The following is a 14,490-nucleotide window of genomic DNA, read 5'->3' on the forward strand; positions in this document are numbered from 1 at the left end:
ATTTGATGGTCGGAATGGGGGCTTCCGCATGCACAAATTAAGTGCAAGACTGATGTCTCTAGAGGGGAATACATCGTCATGAAACCTGGATTGCGACATGCCGCAACAGCCGATCGTTTTCGACGCCCCTACGCCAGAGCCGCGTGCCACCACAGTTGAGGCCATTCAGGCCGAAATTCTTGAACGGCTGATCTATTCGGTCGGCAAGGACCCCATTGTCGCCCGCCCGCACGATTGGCTGGCGGCTACGATTTTGGCGGTGCGCGATCAGGTCATGGACCGCTGGATGGAGTCCTCCCGGGAAACCTGGCGGACCTCGCAGAAGCGCGTCTATTATCTCAGCCTGGAATTTCTCATCGGCCGACTGATGCGCGACGCCATGAGCAATGTGGGGCTGATTGAGCCGGTGCGCGATGCGCTCAAGAACCTCAATGTCGATCTGGGCGACCTGATCAATCTGGAGCCCGATGCGGCGCTGGGCAATGGCGGTTTGGGTCGGTTGGCGGCGTGTTTCCTTGAATCAATGTCGACGGTGCAGATTCCGGCTTACGGCTACGGTATTCGCTATGTGCATGGCCTGTTCCGGCAGGAGATGAGCGAGGGCTGGCAGGTCGAACTGCCCGAAGACTGGTTGGCTCACGGCAATCCTTGGGAATTCGAGCGGCGCGAGAGTGCCTATGAGGTGGGTTTCGGCGGCCATGTCGAGCCGGTGACCGATCCCGACGGGGCGGTGCGGCAGGAATGGCGGCCGAACGATCATGTTCTGGCGGTCGCCTATGACACGCCGATCGTGGGTTGGCGCGGCGCACGGGTCAATACGCTGCGGCTGTGGAGCGCGCAGCCGATCGATCCCATCCTGCTCGACAAGTTCAATTCGGGCGACCATATCGGCGCCCTTGAAGAAAGCTCGCGCGCAGAAGCCATTACGCGGGTTCTCTACCCGGCCGATTCAACGGCGGCGGGGCAGGAATTGCGGCTGCGCCAAGAGTTCTTCTTCTCGTCGGCATCGCTGCAGGACATCGTGCGGCGGCATTTGCAGCAATATGGCGATCTGGGCTCGCTGCCCGACAAGGTGGCCATTCATCTCAACGACACCCATCCGGCGATTTCCATCTGCGAACTGATGCGCATCCTGGTGGACGACAACGGGATGAAGTGGGTGGATGCCTGGAAGCTGAGCAAAGGCGTCTTCGGCTACACCAATCACACGCTGTTGCCCGAAGCGCTGGAGACCTGGCCGGTGGCGCTGCTTGAGCGGTTGCTGCCGCGCCACATGCAGATCATCTATCAGATCAATGCCGAGGTGCTGACCGAGGCGCGCGTACGCGCCAAATTCACCGAAGCGCAGATCGCCAATGTGTCGCTGATCGATGAGGCGGGAGGCCGGCGTGTGCGCATGGGGCAGCTGGCTTTCGTCGGCTCGCATTCGATCAACGGGGTTTCGGCGCTGCATACCGAACTCATGAAGAAGACGGTGTTTTCGGACCTGCACAAGCTTTATCCGGATCGCATCAACAACAAGACCAACGGCATCACGCCGCGCCGCTGGCTCATGCAGTGCAACCCTGGCCTGACCAAGCTGATTACCGAGCGCATCGGGCCCGAGTTTCTCGATGACATCGACCTGCTCAAGGGGCTCGATGTCCATGCCGATGATCCAAGTTTCCAGGGCCAGTTCGCTGCAGTCAAGATGGCCAACAAGCAGCGGCTGGCGCAACTGATCAAGGACCGGCTGAACATCACGGTATCGCCTGATGCTATGTTCGATGTGCAGATCAAGCGCATTCACGAATACAAGCGGCAATTGCTGAACATCATTCAAGCCATTGCCGCTTATGACGAAATAAGAGCGCATCCGGAACGCGAATGGGTTCCGCGCGTTAAGATATTTGCTGGCAAGGCGGCGCCGGGCTACTGGAACGCCAAGCTCATCATCAAACTCATCAACGATGTCGCCCGAGTGATCAATAACGATCCGGCGGTGCGTGGCCTGCTCAAGGTGGTCTTCCTGCCAAATTACAATGTCAGCCTGGCAGAAATCATCGTTCCGGCTGCCGATCTCAGCGAGCAAATCTCGACGGCCGGCATGGAAGCCTCGGGTACCGGCAACATGAAGTTCATGGCGAATGGCGCGATCACCATCGGCACGATGGATGGCGCCAATGTGGAAATGCACAAGGAAGTCGGAGCGGACAATATCGTGATCTTCGGGCTCAGCACCGAGGAGGTCAACGAAAAGCGCGCCAAGAGCGACGTGCCGCGCACGGCGATCGACGGATCGCAGCGGCTCAAGGAGGCGCTGGAATCGATTGCGTCGGGCGTGTTCTCGCCCGACGATCCGCATCGGTATCGCGACCTGATCGGTGCGCTTTACGATCATGACTGGTTCATGGTGGCCCGTGACTTCGACGCGTATGTGGCGGCTCAGGCCGAGGTTGATGCGATCTGGGCCGACAAGCGCAGGTGGAACGCCATGGCGATCCGCAATACTGCCAGTGTCGGGTTCTTTTCGTCAGACCGGACGATCCGGCAATATGCCGCCGAAATCTGGGGCGTGAAGGCAATGGAACAATGATGCATTGCGCGACGCAGTTCAGCGCCGAAACCGACCATCGGGAGACGAGGGCTTGAGCAAGGAAACCTGGCAGGCAGATTCGACGGAGGTCGAAGCGGTCGTTGGTGGGCGGCATGCCAACCCGTTCGGCTTTCTTGGACTGCAGCAGGTTGGCGATGGCTGGGTCTTGCGTGCGTTTATTCCTCATGCGGAAATGGTGACGGCATTCACGCTCGATGGGGTCGAACTGGGTCATCTGGTGCCGCGGCATCCGGCAGGGTTTTTCGAGGGACTGGTCAAGGTCAGCCAGCGCCAGCCGATCCGCTACCGCGCCAGCAATGCCGGAGGCGAGTGGGATGTCCATGATCCTTATAGCTTCGGGCCGGTGCTGGGGCCGATGGATGATTACTACATCGGCGAGGGCAGCCATTTGCGGTTGTTCGACAAGCTGGGCGCCCATGAAATGGCATTCGAGGGCATTCACGGGACGCACTTTGCCGTGTGGGCGCCCAATGCCCGACGTGTGAGCGTCGTCGGGCCATTCAACGAGTGGGATGGGCGGCGTCATCCGATGCGCAATCGGTTCGAAACCGGGATTTGGGAAGTGTTCATCCCGGTGCTGGGGACGGGGACACTGTATAAGTTCGAAATCGTCGGGCCGGACGGGGTGGTGTTGCCGCTCAAGGCGGATCCCTTTGCCCGGCAGTCGGAATTGCGACCCAAGACGGCTTCGGTGGTGCCCGATCCGACGCCGTTCGTGTGGACCGACCAGAAATATATCGAAGAACGGGCGACACGCGATTGGCGTCGGACCCCGATGTCGATCTACGAGGTGCATCTGGGTTCGTGGCGCCGACGGCCCGATGGGGGGTTTTTGAGTTATGATCAGCTGGCCGAGCAGCTGGTGCCGTACGCGGCGGATATGGGCTACACCCATATCGAGCTGATGCCGATCACCGAGCACCCGTTCGATCCGAGCTGGGGGTATCAGCCGACGGGGCTTTATGCGCCGACGGCGCGATTTGGCGATCCTGCGGCCTTTGCCCGATTTGTCGATGCAGCGCATGAAGCCGGGTTGGGGATCATCCTCGACTGGGTCCCGGCGCACTTTCCGACCGACGAGTTCGGACTGGCCCATTTCGATGGTACGGCGCTCTATGAGCATGCCGATCCGCGGCAGGGTTTTCATCCGGACTGGAATACGGCGATCTTCAATTTCGGGCGCCGGGAAGTGGTGTCGTTCCTCGTCAACAACGCGCTGTACTGGCTGGAGAAATTCCATATTGATGGGCTGCGTGTCGATGCGGTGGCCTCGATGCTATACCTGGACTACTCGCGCCAGGCCGGGCAGTGGGTGCCCAACAAGCTGGGCGGCAACGAAAACCTCGAAGCCGTTGAGTTCATCCGCAAGGTCAACAGCGAGGCGTATCGGCTGCATCCCGGCACGTTCATGATCGCCGAGGAGTCCACGTCGTGGCCCGGCGTCAGCCATCCTGCCTATACTGGCGGTTTGGGCTTCGGATTCAAGTGGAACATGGGCTTCATGAACGACACGCTGCGGTTCATGAGTCGAGAGGCCGTGCATCGCAAGTACCACCATAACGATATGACTTTCGGCATGGTCTATGCCTTTTCAGAGAACTTCGTGCTGCCGCTGAGCCATGATGAAGTGGTGCATGGCAAGGGCTCGCTGATCGAGAAGATGCCGGGCGACGATTGGCAGCAATTTGCCAATCTGCGGGCGTACTACGCTTTCATGTGGGGTCATCCGGGCAAGAAGTTGTTGTTCATGGGCCAGGAATTCGCGCAGCGCGAGGAATGGGCGGAAGCCAAGTCGCTGGACTGGTGGCTGCTGGATGCCGGCATGCATGAGGGCATGCGGCGGCTGGTGACAGACCTTAACACCGCCTATCGGCAATTGCCGGCGCTGTATGAACGCGATTGTGAGCCGGATGGGTTTGAATGGATTATCGGCAATGACCATGCCAATTCGGTGTTTGCCTGGTTGCGCAAGGCACCGGGCGCTGATCCAGTATTGGTGATATCCAACTTCACCCCCGTGCCGCGCGAGAATTACCGCATTCCAATGCCGATCGCCGGCAAGTGGGTGGAGCGGATCAACACTGATGCTGGCTGGTACTCGGGAAGCAATACAGGCAACCATGGCGCGGTTAACGCCACGGCCGTCGAGGGGCAATACTGGCCGGCCGAGGCCGTGATCTATCTGCCTCCGTTGTCTACACTTTTTTTGAAGTTCGAACCGGATTGAGCCGGGGGCATTAGGATACGTCTCGGAAAAACCCGGGCATGAAGGAGGGCAGAAATGGCAGATTATCGAGTTCCGTCGCCGCTTGCGCGTGAAGCAATGGCCTATGTGCTCGCCGGTGGTCGCGGAACCAGGTTGATGGAACTGACGGACCGCCGCGCCAAGCCGGCCGTCTATTTCGGCGGCAAATCGCGCATCATCGATTTCGCGCTGTCGAACGCGATCAATTCGGGCATTCGCCGCATTTCGGTGGCGACGCAATATCAGGCGCATAGCCTGATCCGGCATCTGGGGCGTGGCTGGAACTTCCTGCGGCCGGAGCGGAACGAGAGCTTCGACGTGTTGCCGGCCAGCCAGCGCGTGGCCGAGGACATGTGGTATGCTGGCACCGCCGACGCCGTGTTCCAGAACATGGACATCATCGAGGACTACGGCGCGCGCTATATCGTCATCCTGGCGGGCGACCACATCTACAAGATGGACTACGAAATCATGCTGCGCCAGCATGTAGACACGGGCGCCGACGTGACTATCGGGTGCCTCGAGGTGCCACGCATGGAGGCGACGGGCTTTGGCGTGATGGCTGTCGACGGGCGCGACCGGGTCGTGGATTTCGTCGAAAAGCCGAAGGACCCGCCGGGCATTCCCGACAATCCAAACATGGCCCTTGCTTCGATGGGCATCTATGTGTTCGAGACGCGGTTCCTGATGGAGCAATTGCGGCGCGACGCGGCGACGGAAGGCTCCAATCGGGATTTCGGCAAGGACATCATCCCCTATATCGTCAAGAACGGCACAGCCTGGGCACACCGGTTCAACCGCTCCTGCGTCCGTTCCTCCAAGGAGGACGTGTCGTACTGGCGGGACGTTGGCACCATCGATGCCTATTGGAAGGCCTCGATCGATCTGACCGATATCCAGCCGCAGCTTGATCTTTATGATCGGGATTGGCCAATCTGGACCTATGCGGAAATCACGCCGCCGGCCAAGTTCGTGCATGATTTCGACGGACGGCGGGGTACGGCGGTCAATTCGCTGGTCTCGGGCGACTGCATCATTTCGGGCGGCTATCTGCAAAAGACGCTGCTGTCGACGGGTTCGCGGGTGCATTCCTATTCCGAGCTCAACGAGGCGGTGGTGCTGCCGTATTGCGATATCGGGCGCAATGCGCGGCTGAAGAAAGTGGTGATCGACCGCGGGGTGAATATTCCAGAAGGCCTTGTGGTTGGGGAAGATCCCGAGTTCGATGCCAAATGGTTTCGGCGTAGCGAGGAAGGGGTGACGCTGGTCACCCAAGCGATGATAGACAAGTATCTGGCGAGCCGATGATCGAAGTCCTGTCCGTTGCGGCGGAAGTGCATCCACTGATCAAGACCGGGGGGCTGGCCGATGTGGCCGGCGCCCTGCCGCTGGCTCTAAGCGACAAGGGCGTGAGCATGCGCACGCTTTTGCCGGGATATCCGTCCGTCATGGCCAAAAGCCAAGGCGGGCGTGTCGTGGCCGAAATCGGCGATCTGTTTGGTGCGCCGGGCAGGTTGATCGCCGGCCGGTTTTCCGGGCTCGACCTGATAATCATCGACGCGCCGCACCTTTATGATCGGCCGGGCAATCCGTATGTCGCGCCGGATGGCTGGGACTGGCCGGACAATTGGAAGCGGTTCGCAGCCTTGAGCTGGGTGGGGGCGGAACTGGCGTGGGGATTGGTCGAGGGATACCGGCCCAGCGTCATTCATTGCCATGACTGGCAGGCCGGGCTGGTTCCGGCCTATGTGAAGTACGGAACGGCAGACGGCATCAAGACCGTGATGACCGTTCACAACATGGCCTTCAAAGGCTTTTTCGGGCGGGAAATTTTCGGGCAGCTGCGGTTGCCGCCGCAGGCTTTCGAAGTGGGTGGCGTCGAATATTACGGCGGGATTTCGTATCTGAAATCGGGCATGGAATGTGCCGACTACGTCACGACCGTTAGCCCGAACTATGCGGACGAAATCCGCACGCCGCAGTTCGGCATGGGCCTGGAAGGGCTGCTGAACGGGCGGGCCGAGACGGTGATCGGCATTCTCAACGGCATCGACACGGGATCGTGGAACGCGGCGGTAGATCCGGCGCTGCCGCAGAAATATTCGGGCAATACGGTGCATCTGCGGCGCGTCAACAAGGCGGCACTGGTGGAAAAATTCGGACTGGACGGCGAGGACGGGCCGCTGTTCTGCGTCATCAGCCGATTGACCGACCAGAAGGGCATGGACCTGTTGCTGCAGGCGCTGGAGGGCCTGGTCGGCCTTGGCGGACGGCTGATCGTCCTGGGGTCGGGCGAGGGCTATCTGGAAGACGGGTTCCGGCATGCAAGCATGATCCATCCGGGCAAGGTGAGCATCATCACCGGCTACAATGAGGAACTGTCGCACCTGATGCAGGGCGGAGCGGATGCGATCATCATCCCGTCGCGCTTCGAGCCGTGCGGACTGACCCAGCTTTACGGACTGCGCTATGGCTGCGTGCCGGTGGTAAGCCGTATCGGCGGGTTGGCGGATACGGTGATCGATGCCAATCCGGCGGCGCTGGATGCGGGGGTGGCGACCGGGATAATGTTCGACGCCAATAGTGCGCATGCCCTCTATGAAGCAATCCGCCGGACGGTAAGGCTTTATGGCGAGGACAAGACCTGGAAGAAAATTCAACGGCGGGGGATGAAGTCCGATGTCTCGTGGGAGACGAGCGCGGGCCGGTATGCCGAGCTTTACGCCACACTGACGGGGCTGACGATAAATGACGAACCAAACGATTAACACCACGCCTTACCCCGACCAGAAGCCGGGCACGTCGGGCCTGCGCAAGCGGGTCAGCGTTTATCGACAGCCCAACTATGTCGAGAACTATATCCAGGCGATCTTCGACAGCCTCGAGGGCTTCGAAGGCCAGACGCTGGTGATCGGCGGGGACGGGCGTTTTTTCAATGATGTTGCGATCCAGACGGCGATCCGCATCGCGGCGGCCAACGGCTTTGGCCGGGTTCTGGTCGGGCAGGATGGATTGCTGTCGACGCCGGCCGCCAGCCATATCATCCGTCATCACCAGGCGTTTGGTGGACTGGTCCTGTCGGCCAGCCATAATCCGGGCGGGCCGGACGGCGATTTCGGTATCAAGTACAATATCGGCAATGGCGGGCCCGCACCCGAGAAGATCACCGATGCGGTCTACGCGCGGACCAAGGTCATCGACAGCTACAAAATCGCCAATGATCGCGATGTGCAACTGGCCATTCTGGGAATCCAGAATTGCGGCGGCATGATCGTCGAGGTGATCGATCCGGTTGCCGATTACGCGGCGTTGATGCAGACGCTGTTCGATTTCAATGCCATCAGGGCCTTGTTCGCTTCCGGGTTCAGCATGGTGTTCGACGCGATGCATGCCATCACCGGGCCTTACGCGCATGCGATCCTTGAGGAACAATTGGGGGCATCGGCAGGCACGGTGATCAACGGCAAGCCGCTGCCGGATTTCGGCGGGGGACATCCCGATCCCAATCTGGTGTATTGCAAGGACATGCACGACCTGCTGATGACGCCAGCCGGGCCGGATTTCGGGGCGGCTTCGGATGGTGATGGCGATCGCAACCTGATCATCGGCAAGAACCGGTTCGTGACGCCATCGGATTCGCTGGCGATCCTGGCGGCCAATGCCGCTCTGGCGCCCGGCTATGCCAAGGGAATCGCGGGGATTGCCCGCTCGATGCCGACCAGTGCGGCGGCGGATCGGGTGGCGGACAAGCTCGGTATCGAGATGCACGAGACCCCGACCGGCTGGAAGTTCTTCGGCAATCTGCTGGATGCCGGAAGGGTGACGATCTGCGGCGAGGAGAGCGCGGGCACCGGCTCCAACCACGTCCGGGAAAAGGACGGGCTGTGGGCGGTGCTGTTGTGGCTCAACATCGTTGCCGTGCGCAAGCAGAGCGTGGATCAGATCGTGCGCGAGCACTGGGCGACCTATGGCCGAAATTATTACACGCGGCACGATTATGAAGAGGTCGATGCGGGCATAGCCAATGGGGTGGTGGATGATCTGCGGGCCAGGCTGGCAGGATTGCCGGGGCAGAATTTCGATGATCTGCAAGTGGCTTATGCCGACGATTTCACTTATCACGACCCGGTCGACGGATCGATCAGCACCAAGCAGGGCATCCGTATCGGGTTTACCGATGGATCGCGGATCGTGGTGCGGCTGAGCGGCACCGGCACAGTCGGGGCGACCTTGCGGCTCTATCTGGAGCGCTACGAGGCTGCCGACGGGCGGCATGATCTTGAAACTCAAGCTGCCCTCGAGCCGCTGATCAGGCTCGCCGATGTGCTGTGCGGGCTGAAGCAGCGGACGGGGCGCCAGCAGCCCAGCGTCATCACCTAAGCGATGAAGCCCAGCATTGTCCCCGGAGCGGGGCGGATCGGGGCGCTTGGGGCGACTATTGTCGACGGTGGCGTCAATTTTGCAGTTTATTCTGAGACGGCCAGCGCGATCTGGGTTTCCGTCTATGACGAGCAGGATGAGGAGACCGACCGGTTCGAACTGGACGTTCACGAGGACAATATCCGGGCCGGACTGGTGGCAGGGCTGGGGGCGGGGACGCGCTATGGCTTGCGCGCGGATGGCGAGTACAATCCGTCGCAGGGCTATTTTTTTGATCCGGCCAAGCTGTTGGTCGATCCTTATGCGCGACGGCTGGACCGGGTGTTCGTGCGCTCGCCGCGCTTGCGGCTGCACCGGGACGAAGCGGAGGACACGGCGCCGCTGATCCCCAAAGCCATCGTGGTTGGCGACGGCAACGAAGCGGTGATGCCGCGCAAGCGCGCGCCGCAATTGATGTATGAGCTGAACGTGCGCGGTTTTACCATGCGGCATCCCAGCGTGCAGGGCCCGCTGCGCGGCACTGTGGCGGGGCTGACGACCAAGCGGGTGATCGATCATTTCAAGTATCTGGGTGTCGATACGATCGAGTTGATGCCGATCGCGGCCTGGATCGATGACGGGCACCTGCCCAGCCTGGGGCTGACCAATGCCTGGGGTTACAATCCGGTCAGCTATTTTGCGCCTGATCCGCGGCTGATGCCGCGCGGTCCGCAGGAATTGCGGAACATGACCGACCTTTATCGCAAGAACGGCATCTCGGTGATCCTCGACGTGGTTTACAACCACACGGGGGAAGGAGACGAAAACGGGCCGATGCTCAGCCTGATGGGGCTGGACGCCAAGACCTATTATCGCTTCGTTGAGGTCAACGGCGAACAGCAACTGGTCAACGATACAGGGACCGGCAATACGCTGCGCTGCGATCATCCGGCAGTGCAGCGGCTGGTGACCGAGAGCCTGCGTTACTGGATCGAGGAGATGGGGGTTTCGGGTTTCCGGTTCGACCTGGCGCCGGTGCTGGGGCGCGAGCCGGGGTTCAATCCCAACGCGGTCATGTTGCAAAAGATCAAGGCCGATCCGGTATTGAGCAAGGCGATTCTCGTGGCGGAGCCGTGGGATCCGGGTCCCGGCGGATATCAGCTGGGCCAGTTCGGTCGCGAGTTTCGTGAGTGGAACGATACCTATCGCGATGGGGTGCGCAGCTTCTGGCGGGGTGATGACGGCAAGATCGGCGCGCTGGCCGGAAAGGTTGCCGGATCGGCGGAGATCTTCAATTTTGCCGGGCGCAAGCCGACCCATGGGGTTAACCTTCTGGCGGTGCATGACGGATTCACCCTGCGCGACCTGGTCAGCTATAACGACAAGCGCAACGCGGCCAATGGCGAGGGCAATCGTGACGGGCACAGCCACAATTCGTCCTGGAATTGCGGGGCCGAAGGGGAAACCGACGACGACGCCATCAATGGAGCGCGCAGGCGCGATGTGCGTGCCCTGCTGGCCACCCTGTTCCTGTCGCGTGGTACCCCGCTGATCCAGCAGGGTGATGAAATGTATCGCACGCAAGGCGGCAACAATAACGCCTATGCGCAGGACAATGATATCACCTGGGTCGACTGGGAGAATAACGACGGCGATCTCGTTGATTTCGTTGCGGCATTGCAGAAATTCCGCAAGGCGCATCCGGCGCTGACGCATGAGCATTTCCTGACCGGCGCGATTGACAAGGCGGGCATTCGCGATGTGGCCTGGCTGCATCCAGACGGGCGTGAAATGAACGAAGGCGATTGGCAATGGTCGGGCGCTTCGGTGCTGGGCATGCAGCTTCGGAGCAAGGACGACGAGGTGCTGGTGTGGTTCAACCGGCGGGTGGAACCGGTGGTGGCCCGATTGCCTGAAGGGCATTGGGCCGTGGGGCTGCAGTCGGATATCAGCGGCGACGTCGCGATTTCGGAAGGCACCGCGACGCTGCTGCCGCGATCTGTAGCGGTGCTGGTGCGTCCCGATCCGGCCTGAACGAGGGCTGGTTCACTGCGCGGCGACGGACTCCAGAAGGCCACCGGCGCGCTCGATATAGGCGATGATGTCGTCAAGCGCCTCGCGGCGCAGCAGGTCGGTGAAGATATAGGGGCGGCCTTCGCGCACCTTTTGCGTATCGGCGTCCATCACATCGAGACTGGCGCCGACGTAGGGGGCGAGATCGGTGTGGGTGATGACCAGCAAATCCGAACGTGAGATGGCGGGGCCACCCTTGCGGGGGATTTTTTCGCCCTGCGCTACGGAGATGACGTAGATCGTCAGATCGGCCAGGTCGGGGGAGAAGGTCGCGGCCAGGTTGTCGCCGCCGCTTTCGATCAGGATGATGTCGAGATCGGGGAATTTGCGGTTGAGTGCAGCGATGGCGGCCAGATTGAGCGAGGCATCCTCGCGGATTGCCGTATGCGGGCAGCCGCCGGTTTCGACGCCGACGATGCGGTCCTCGGCAATGGCCTGGGCGCGCGCCAGGATCAGCGCGTCTTCCTGGGTATAGATGTCGTTGGTGACCACAGCCATGGAATAGCGATCGCGCATGGCCTTGAGCAGCATTTCGCAGAGCGTGGTCTTGCCCGAGCCGACCGGGCCGCCGATGCCAATGCGCAGAGGACCGTTCAGCGATTTCATATGAGCCTCATCAGCATGAGAACCAGGAAGCCGGCACCGAGAACCAGGCAGAGCGGGGAATATACGCGCCGATCGTTGAGCCGGAAAATGGGGTGCGGGGTTTTTTCGACAAAGCGTTGAGTATAGCCCACGCCGCCACGCGCCAGGAACATGGCGGCGAAGGGGATGGCGAGGAGGGTGAGCGGGGCGCCGCCGCTGTCGTGATCGGCAAGGGCTGCGGCGACAAGCGCGGCGGCCAGGGTCACAAGGGCCACGGCAAAGGAGCCAAGGCGTGGCGGCATGTGCTCGATGCCGGCCGTTCCGACCACGGTCTGGGCCAGCAGTTTCTCTTCGCGGATCGGCCAGGTGCGGCCGATCGACCACAGGAAATGGGCGAAGCTGACCGCCAGCAAGGCGACGAACATGAAAGAAGCGATCAGCATGCTCATGAGCGAAATATTCTCGTCGCAAGGGTTTCGTGGCGCATCTGGGCGATGTCAGCGGCGTAGGCGATAGCGCCGATATCGTCCAGTGCGGCACCTTGGCACAGTTGCGAATGGGCGAGGATAAGCGGTTCCAGCGATGCCATGATCACCAGTCCATCGGACTGGCCGATCGGAACGAGACGGACGGCGACCGAGACCTGGGCATGCACTGTCGCAGTCAGGAAGGCGGTCAGGGTCGAACCGAGATCGATGCCGTGGGCGGCGGCAATGGCACCGACGGCAATAGGATAGGGGCAGGGCTGGGGCAGGTGGGCCTGAACCGGGGAGGGCCAGGCTTGGGCGGCCATGGCAAAGGCATCGCCGGTGATGGTGGTTTCGTCATGGCGTTCGCGGGCCGGCGTCAGGGCGAGGCAGAGATCGGCCAGCTCGGCCAAAGCGGCGGCATCGGTGGCGCAGCGATGGGCATGGGCGAGCAGGATGGCATCGGTGCGCAGGCCGCCATGGGCCAGGTTGGCCTCGATCCAGGCGCTGGTGGTGGCGCGGTCGTGGACGCGGCGGTCGAGGATGGCGGTTTCAAGGCCGGCCGACCAGGCAAAGGCACCCACGGGGAATGCCGGGGACAGCCAGGTCAGCAGTTTTTGCAAGTCGGTGGTCGCGGTCATCGATTGAGCAGAGCGTGGCCGGTCTCGGCATGGCTGTGATAGGCGCCGTGCTCGGCAAAGAAGGGTTCCGCGACGTCAGTGATCACGGCGCCAAGGCCTTCGAGCATGGCCTTGAGTACGTGGTCGCGCTTGATCAGGATGCGGTTGGCTTCGAGCTGGGCGGCGGTGTGACGGTTGCCGATATGCCAGGCGAGCCGGACCAGATGGTCGGTGTCGCGAGCGCGGATTTCGTACAGCAGTTCGGGCGCGGCGACGATCTCGACCAGGCGGCCATCGTCGAGCTGGAGGGCGCCTCTGTGGTCGAGGGTTATGGTCTGGGGAAAGTCGAGCATGATTTCAGCGCCACCCTGCAAGCGCAGCAACTTGCGGCGGAGGCGGCGCTCGTCGTGTTCGAGAACGATCCGCTCGAATGGAACGCCCTGGCCATGATCGGCGGGAAGATGGGATACGGCACGCAGCATGTCGTTCGATCTCAAGGCGTGTTGATGATTTCGGAGCAGGAGGCCAGCGGCGGCGCATCCTGGGCAGCGGTGGCATCGAGAAGGGTGGCCTCAGGTCCCTTGGTCGCCCATTCATGCGTGCCCGAGAGGTAGCGGGCACCAGAGGCGCTCAGCACGGTGGTGAAGATCAGCGTTTCGCCCTCAACGGGGACGAGGGCCAGGAAATTGGAGCCGGCATTGATGTAGACGACGCCGAGCGGGCCAAACTCGCCGCAGTCGTACTGAACGGTTTTCTGTTCGGCATCGCCGTCCAGGCTGAGCGTCACGGTGGATTGGACGGACTGGGCCAGGCTCGGCGCCGCCGGGATGGCGAGCAAGAGGACGGATAGCGCAAGGCGGTCAATGCGAACGGTCATTTTGAACTCCATGGCGCCCCCGGCGCAGTCCTCGATAGGCGATGCGCAGGGCGGAAGTTTGGCTCTCGTCGATCAGACGGCGTAATAGACGATCAACAGGGCCGCGACCACGGCAATGGCATCTTCGAGCAGACCGGCGGGCAGGTCGCGGCCGAAGGCCCGGGCGAGGCGGGTGCGGACTTCGGCGCCACCGAGCGTGCCCAGAACCGCGCCGATGGCCCCGATGATGGCGCCAACGATCCAGTTGCCCTGCAACAGCAGGGCGCCGGCGATGGCGCCCATGATGACGCGGGTGCCAAATTGCGTCGGCACTTTGCGGCTGGGCGTTGCCGGTAGTTGGTCGCCGACCAGTTCGACGATGGCCAGGATGACGAGGATGATGACGGTGGGAAGTGAGCCCAGGAAGCTGTACCAGGTTACGGTGAAATCGAGCCAGCCCAGATAGGCGGCGAGGCTGATGGCCGCAATGGGCGTGGCGGCGCGCAGGCCGGCAACGACGCCGAGCAACAGAACGAGCAGGTAGATCATGACGAGCCCCCAAGGCAGTGTGACGCACCCCAGCCTAGCGTGGAATCGGCCGGCTGTATCGGGCGATATTGGGGGCGCATGCCGACGCGCCGCGCGGGGTCACCGGGCGGTTGGATGACAGTCAAACGGCATGCGGCGAG

The 14,490-nt window shown here is 61.7% G+C and carries 12 protein-coding genes; 6 read left to right on the top strand and 6 right to left on the bottom strand.

The features are described 5' to 3' along the window. The first annotated feature begins 97 nt into the window (after positions 1-97). Genes ACFE8X_RS17190 through glgX form a run of 6 tightly spaced genes read left to right on the top strand, consistent with a single transcriptional unit; the run spans position 98 to position 11,234 of the window. Positions 98-2,575, top strand: a complete 2,478-nt coding sequence (locus ACFE8X_RS17190; protein ID WP_375452722.1) for a glycogen/starch/alpha-glucan phosphorylase — start codon at positions 98-100, stop codon at positions 2,573-2,575. A 52-nt stretch (positions 2,576-2,627) separates the two neighbouring features. Then, entirely contained in the window at positions 2,628-4,823 is a 2,196-nt protein-coding gene (glgB, locus tag ACFE8X_RS17195) for a 1,4-alpha-glucan branching protein GlgB (RefSeq protein ID WP_375452723.1), read from the top strand. Positions 4,824-4,877: 54 nt separating this feature from the next. Continuing rightward, the gene (gene glgC / locus ACFE8X_RS17200) at positions 4,878-6,149 is read left to right on the top strand and encodes a glucose-1-phosphate adenylyltransferase (protein ID WP_375452724.1); all 1,272 of its coding nucleotides are present in this window, start codon (positions 4,878-4,880) and stop codon (positions 6,147-6,149) included. Next, entirely contained in the window at positions 6,149-7,609 is a 1,461-nt protein-coding gene (glgA, locus tag ACFE8X_RS17205) for a glycogen synthase GlgA (protein WP_375452734.1), read from the top strand. Before glgC ends, glgA begins: the two co-directional genes overlap by 1 nt. Then, positions 7,590-9,221, top strand: a complete 1,632-nt coding sequence (locus ACFE8X_RS17210) for an alpha-D-glucose phosphate-specific phosphoglucomutase (RefSeq protein WP_375452725.1) — start codon at positions 7,590-7,592, stop codon at positions 9,219-9,221. The genes glgA and ACFE8X_RS17210 overlap by 20 nt, the downstream gene beginning before the upstream one ends. Before the next feature lie 3 nt (positions 9,222-9,224). Continuing rightward, positions 9,225-11,234: a glycogen debranching protein GlgX gene (gene glgX, locus ACFE8X_RS17215; RefSeq protein WP_375452726.1), complete on the top strand. Its 2,010-nt coding sequence runs from the start codon at positions 9,225-9,227 to the stop codon at positions 11,232-11,234. 12 nt (positions 11,235-11,246) lie between these two features. Here the strand turns inward: glgX and ureG are convergent, their stop codons facing one another. From ureG to ACFE8X_RS17245, 6 genes are all read right to left on the bottom strand, one after another. Beyond that, positions 11,247-11,879, bottom strand: coding sequence for an urease accessory protein UreG (gene ureG / locus ACFE8X_RS17220; protein ID WP_375452727.1), 633 nt, complete (start codon positions 11,877-11,879; stop codon positions 11,247-11,249). Then, on the bottom strand, positions 11,876-12,307 hold the full coding sequence (locus ACFE8X_RS17225; protein ID WP_375452728.1) for a DUF3995 domain-containing protein: 432 nt from the start codon (positions 12,305-12,307) through the stop codon (positions 11,876-11,878). The genes ureG and ACFE8X_RS17225 overlap by 4 nt, the downstream gene beginning before the upstream one ends. After that, the gene (locus tag ACFE8X_RS17230) at positions 12,304-12,966 is read right to left on the bottom strand and encodes an urease accessory protein UreF (RefSeq protein ID WP_375452729.1); all 663 of its coding nucleotides are present in this window, start codon (positions 12,964-12,966) and stop codon (positions 12,304-12,306) included. The genes ACFE8X_RS17225 and ACFE8X_RS17230 overlap by 4 nt, the downstream gene beginning before the upstream one ends. After that, positions 12,963-13,427 carry an urease accessory protein UreE gene (locus tag ACFE8X_RS17235; protein WP_375452730.1) on the bottom strand — a complete coding sequence of 155 codons (465 nt, stop codon included), beginning with the start codon at positions 13,425-13,427 and terminating at the stop codon, positions 12,963-12,965. The genes ACFE8X_RS17230 and ACFE8X_RS17235 overlap by 4 nt, the downstream gene beginning before the upstream one ends. An 11-nt stretch (positions 13,428-13,438) precedes the next feature. Further along, the gene (locus ACFE8X_RS17240; protein ID WP_375452731.1) at positions 13,439-13,822 is read right to left on the bottom strand and encodes an MliC family protein; all 384 of its coding nucleotides are present in this window, start codon (positions 13,820-13,822) and stop codon (positions 13,439-13,441) included. Between the two features lie 72 nt (positions 13,823-13,894). Further along, positions 13,895-14,350: a DUF4126 family protein gene (locus ACFE8X_RS17245; RefSeq protein ID WP_375452732.1), complete on the bottom strand. Its 456-nt coding sequence runs from the start codon at positions 14,348-14,350 to the stop codon at positions 13,895-13,897. Positions 14,351-14,490: the final 140 nt, after the last annotated feature.

This window comes from uncultured Devosia sp. (assembly GCF_964244875.1).
GTDB lineage: Bacteria > Pseudomonadota > Alphaproteobacteria > Rhizobiales > Devosiaceae > Devosia.

Coding starts and splice junctions, on each gene's coding strand:
- ACFE8X_RS17190 (WP_375452722.1), top strand. CDS start 98: ATGCCGCAACAGCCGATCGTTTTCGACGCCCCTACGCCAGAGCCGCGT.
- glgC (WP_375452724.1), top strand. CDS start 4,878: ATGGCAGATTATCGAGTTCCGTCGCCGCTTGCGCGTGAAGCAATGGCC.
- ACFE8X_RS17210 (WP_375452725.1), top strand. CDS start 7,590: ATGACGAACCAAACGATTAACACCACGCCTTACCCCGACCAGAAGCCG.
- glgX (WP_375452726.1), top strand. CDS start 9,225: ATGAAGCCCAGCATTGTCCCCGGAGCGGGGCGGATCGGGGCGCTTGGG.
- ureG (WP_375452727.1), bottom strand. CDS start 11,879: ATGAAATCGCTGAACGGTCCTCTGCGCATTGGCATCGGCGGCCCGGTC.
- ACFE8X_RS17225 (WP_375452728.1), bottom strand. CDS start 12,307: ATGAGCATGCTGATCGCTTCTTTCATGTTCGTCGCCTTGCTGGCGGTC.
- ACFE8X_RS17230 (WP_375452729.1), bottom strand. CDS start 12,966: ATGACCGCGACCACCGACTTGCAAAAACTGCTGACCTGGCTGTCCCCG.
- ACFE8X_RS17235 (WP_375452730.1), bottom strand. CDS start 13,427: ATGCTGCGTGCCGTATCCCATCTTCCCGCCGATCATGGCCAGGGCGTT.
- ACFE8X_RS17240 (WP_375452731.1), bottom strand. CDS start 13,822: ATGACCGTTCGCATTGACCGCCTTGCGCTATCCGTCCTCTTGCTCGCC.
- ACFE8X_RS17245 (WP_375452732.1), bottom strand. CDS start 14,350: ATGATCTACCTGCTCGTTCTGTTGCTCGGCGTCGTTGCCGGCCTGCGC.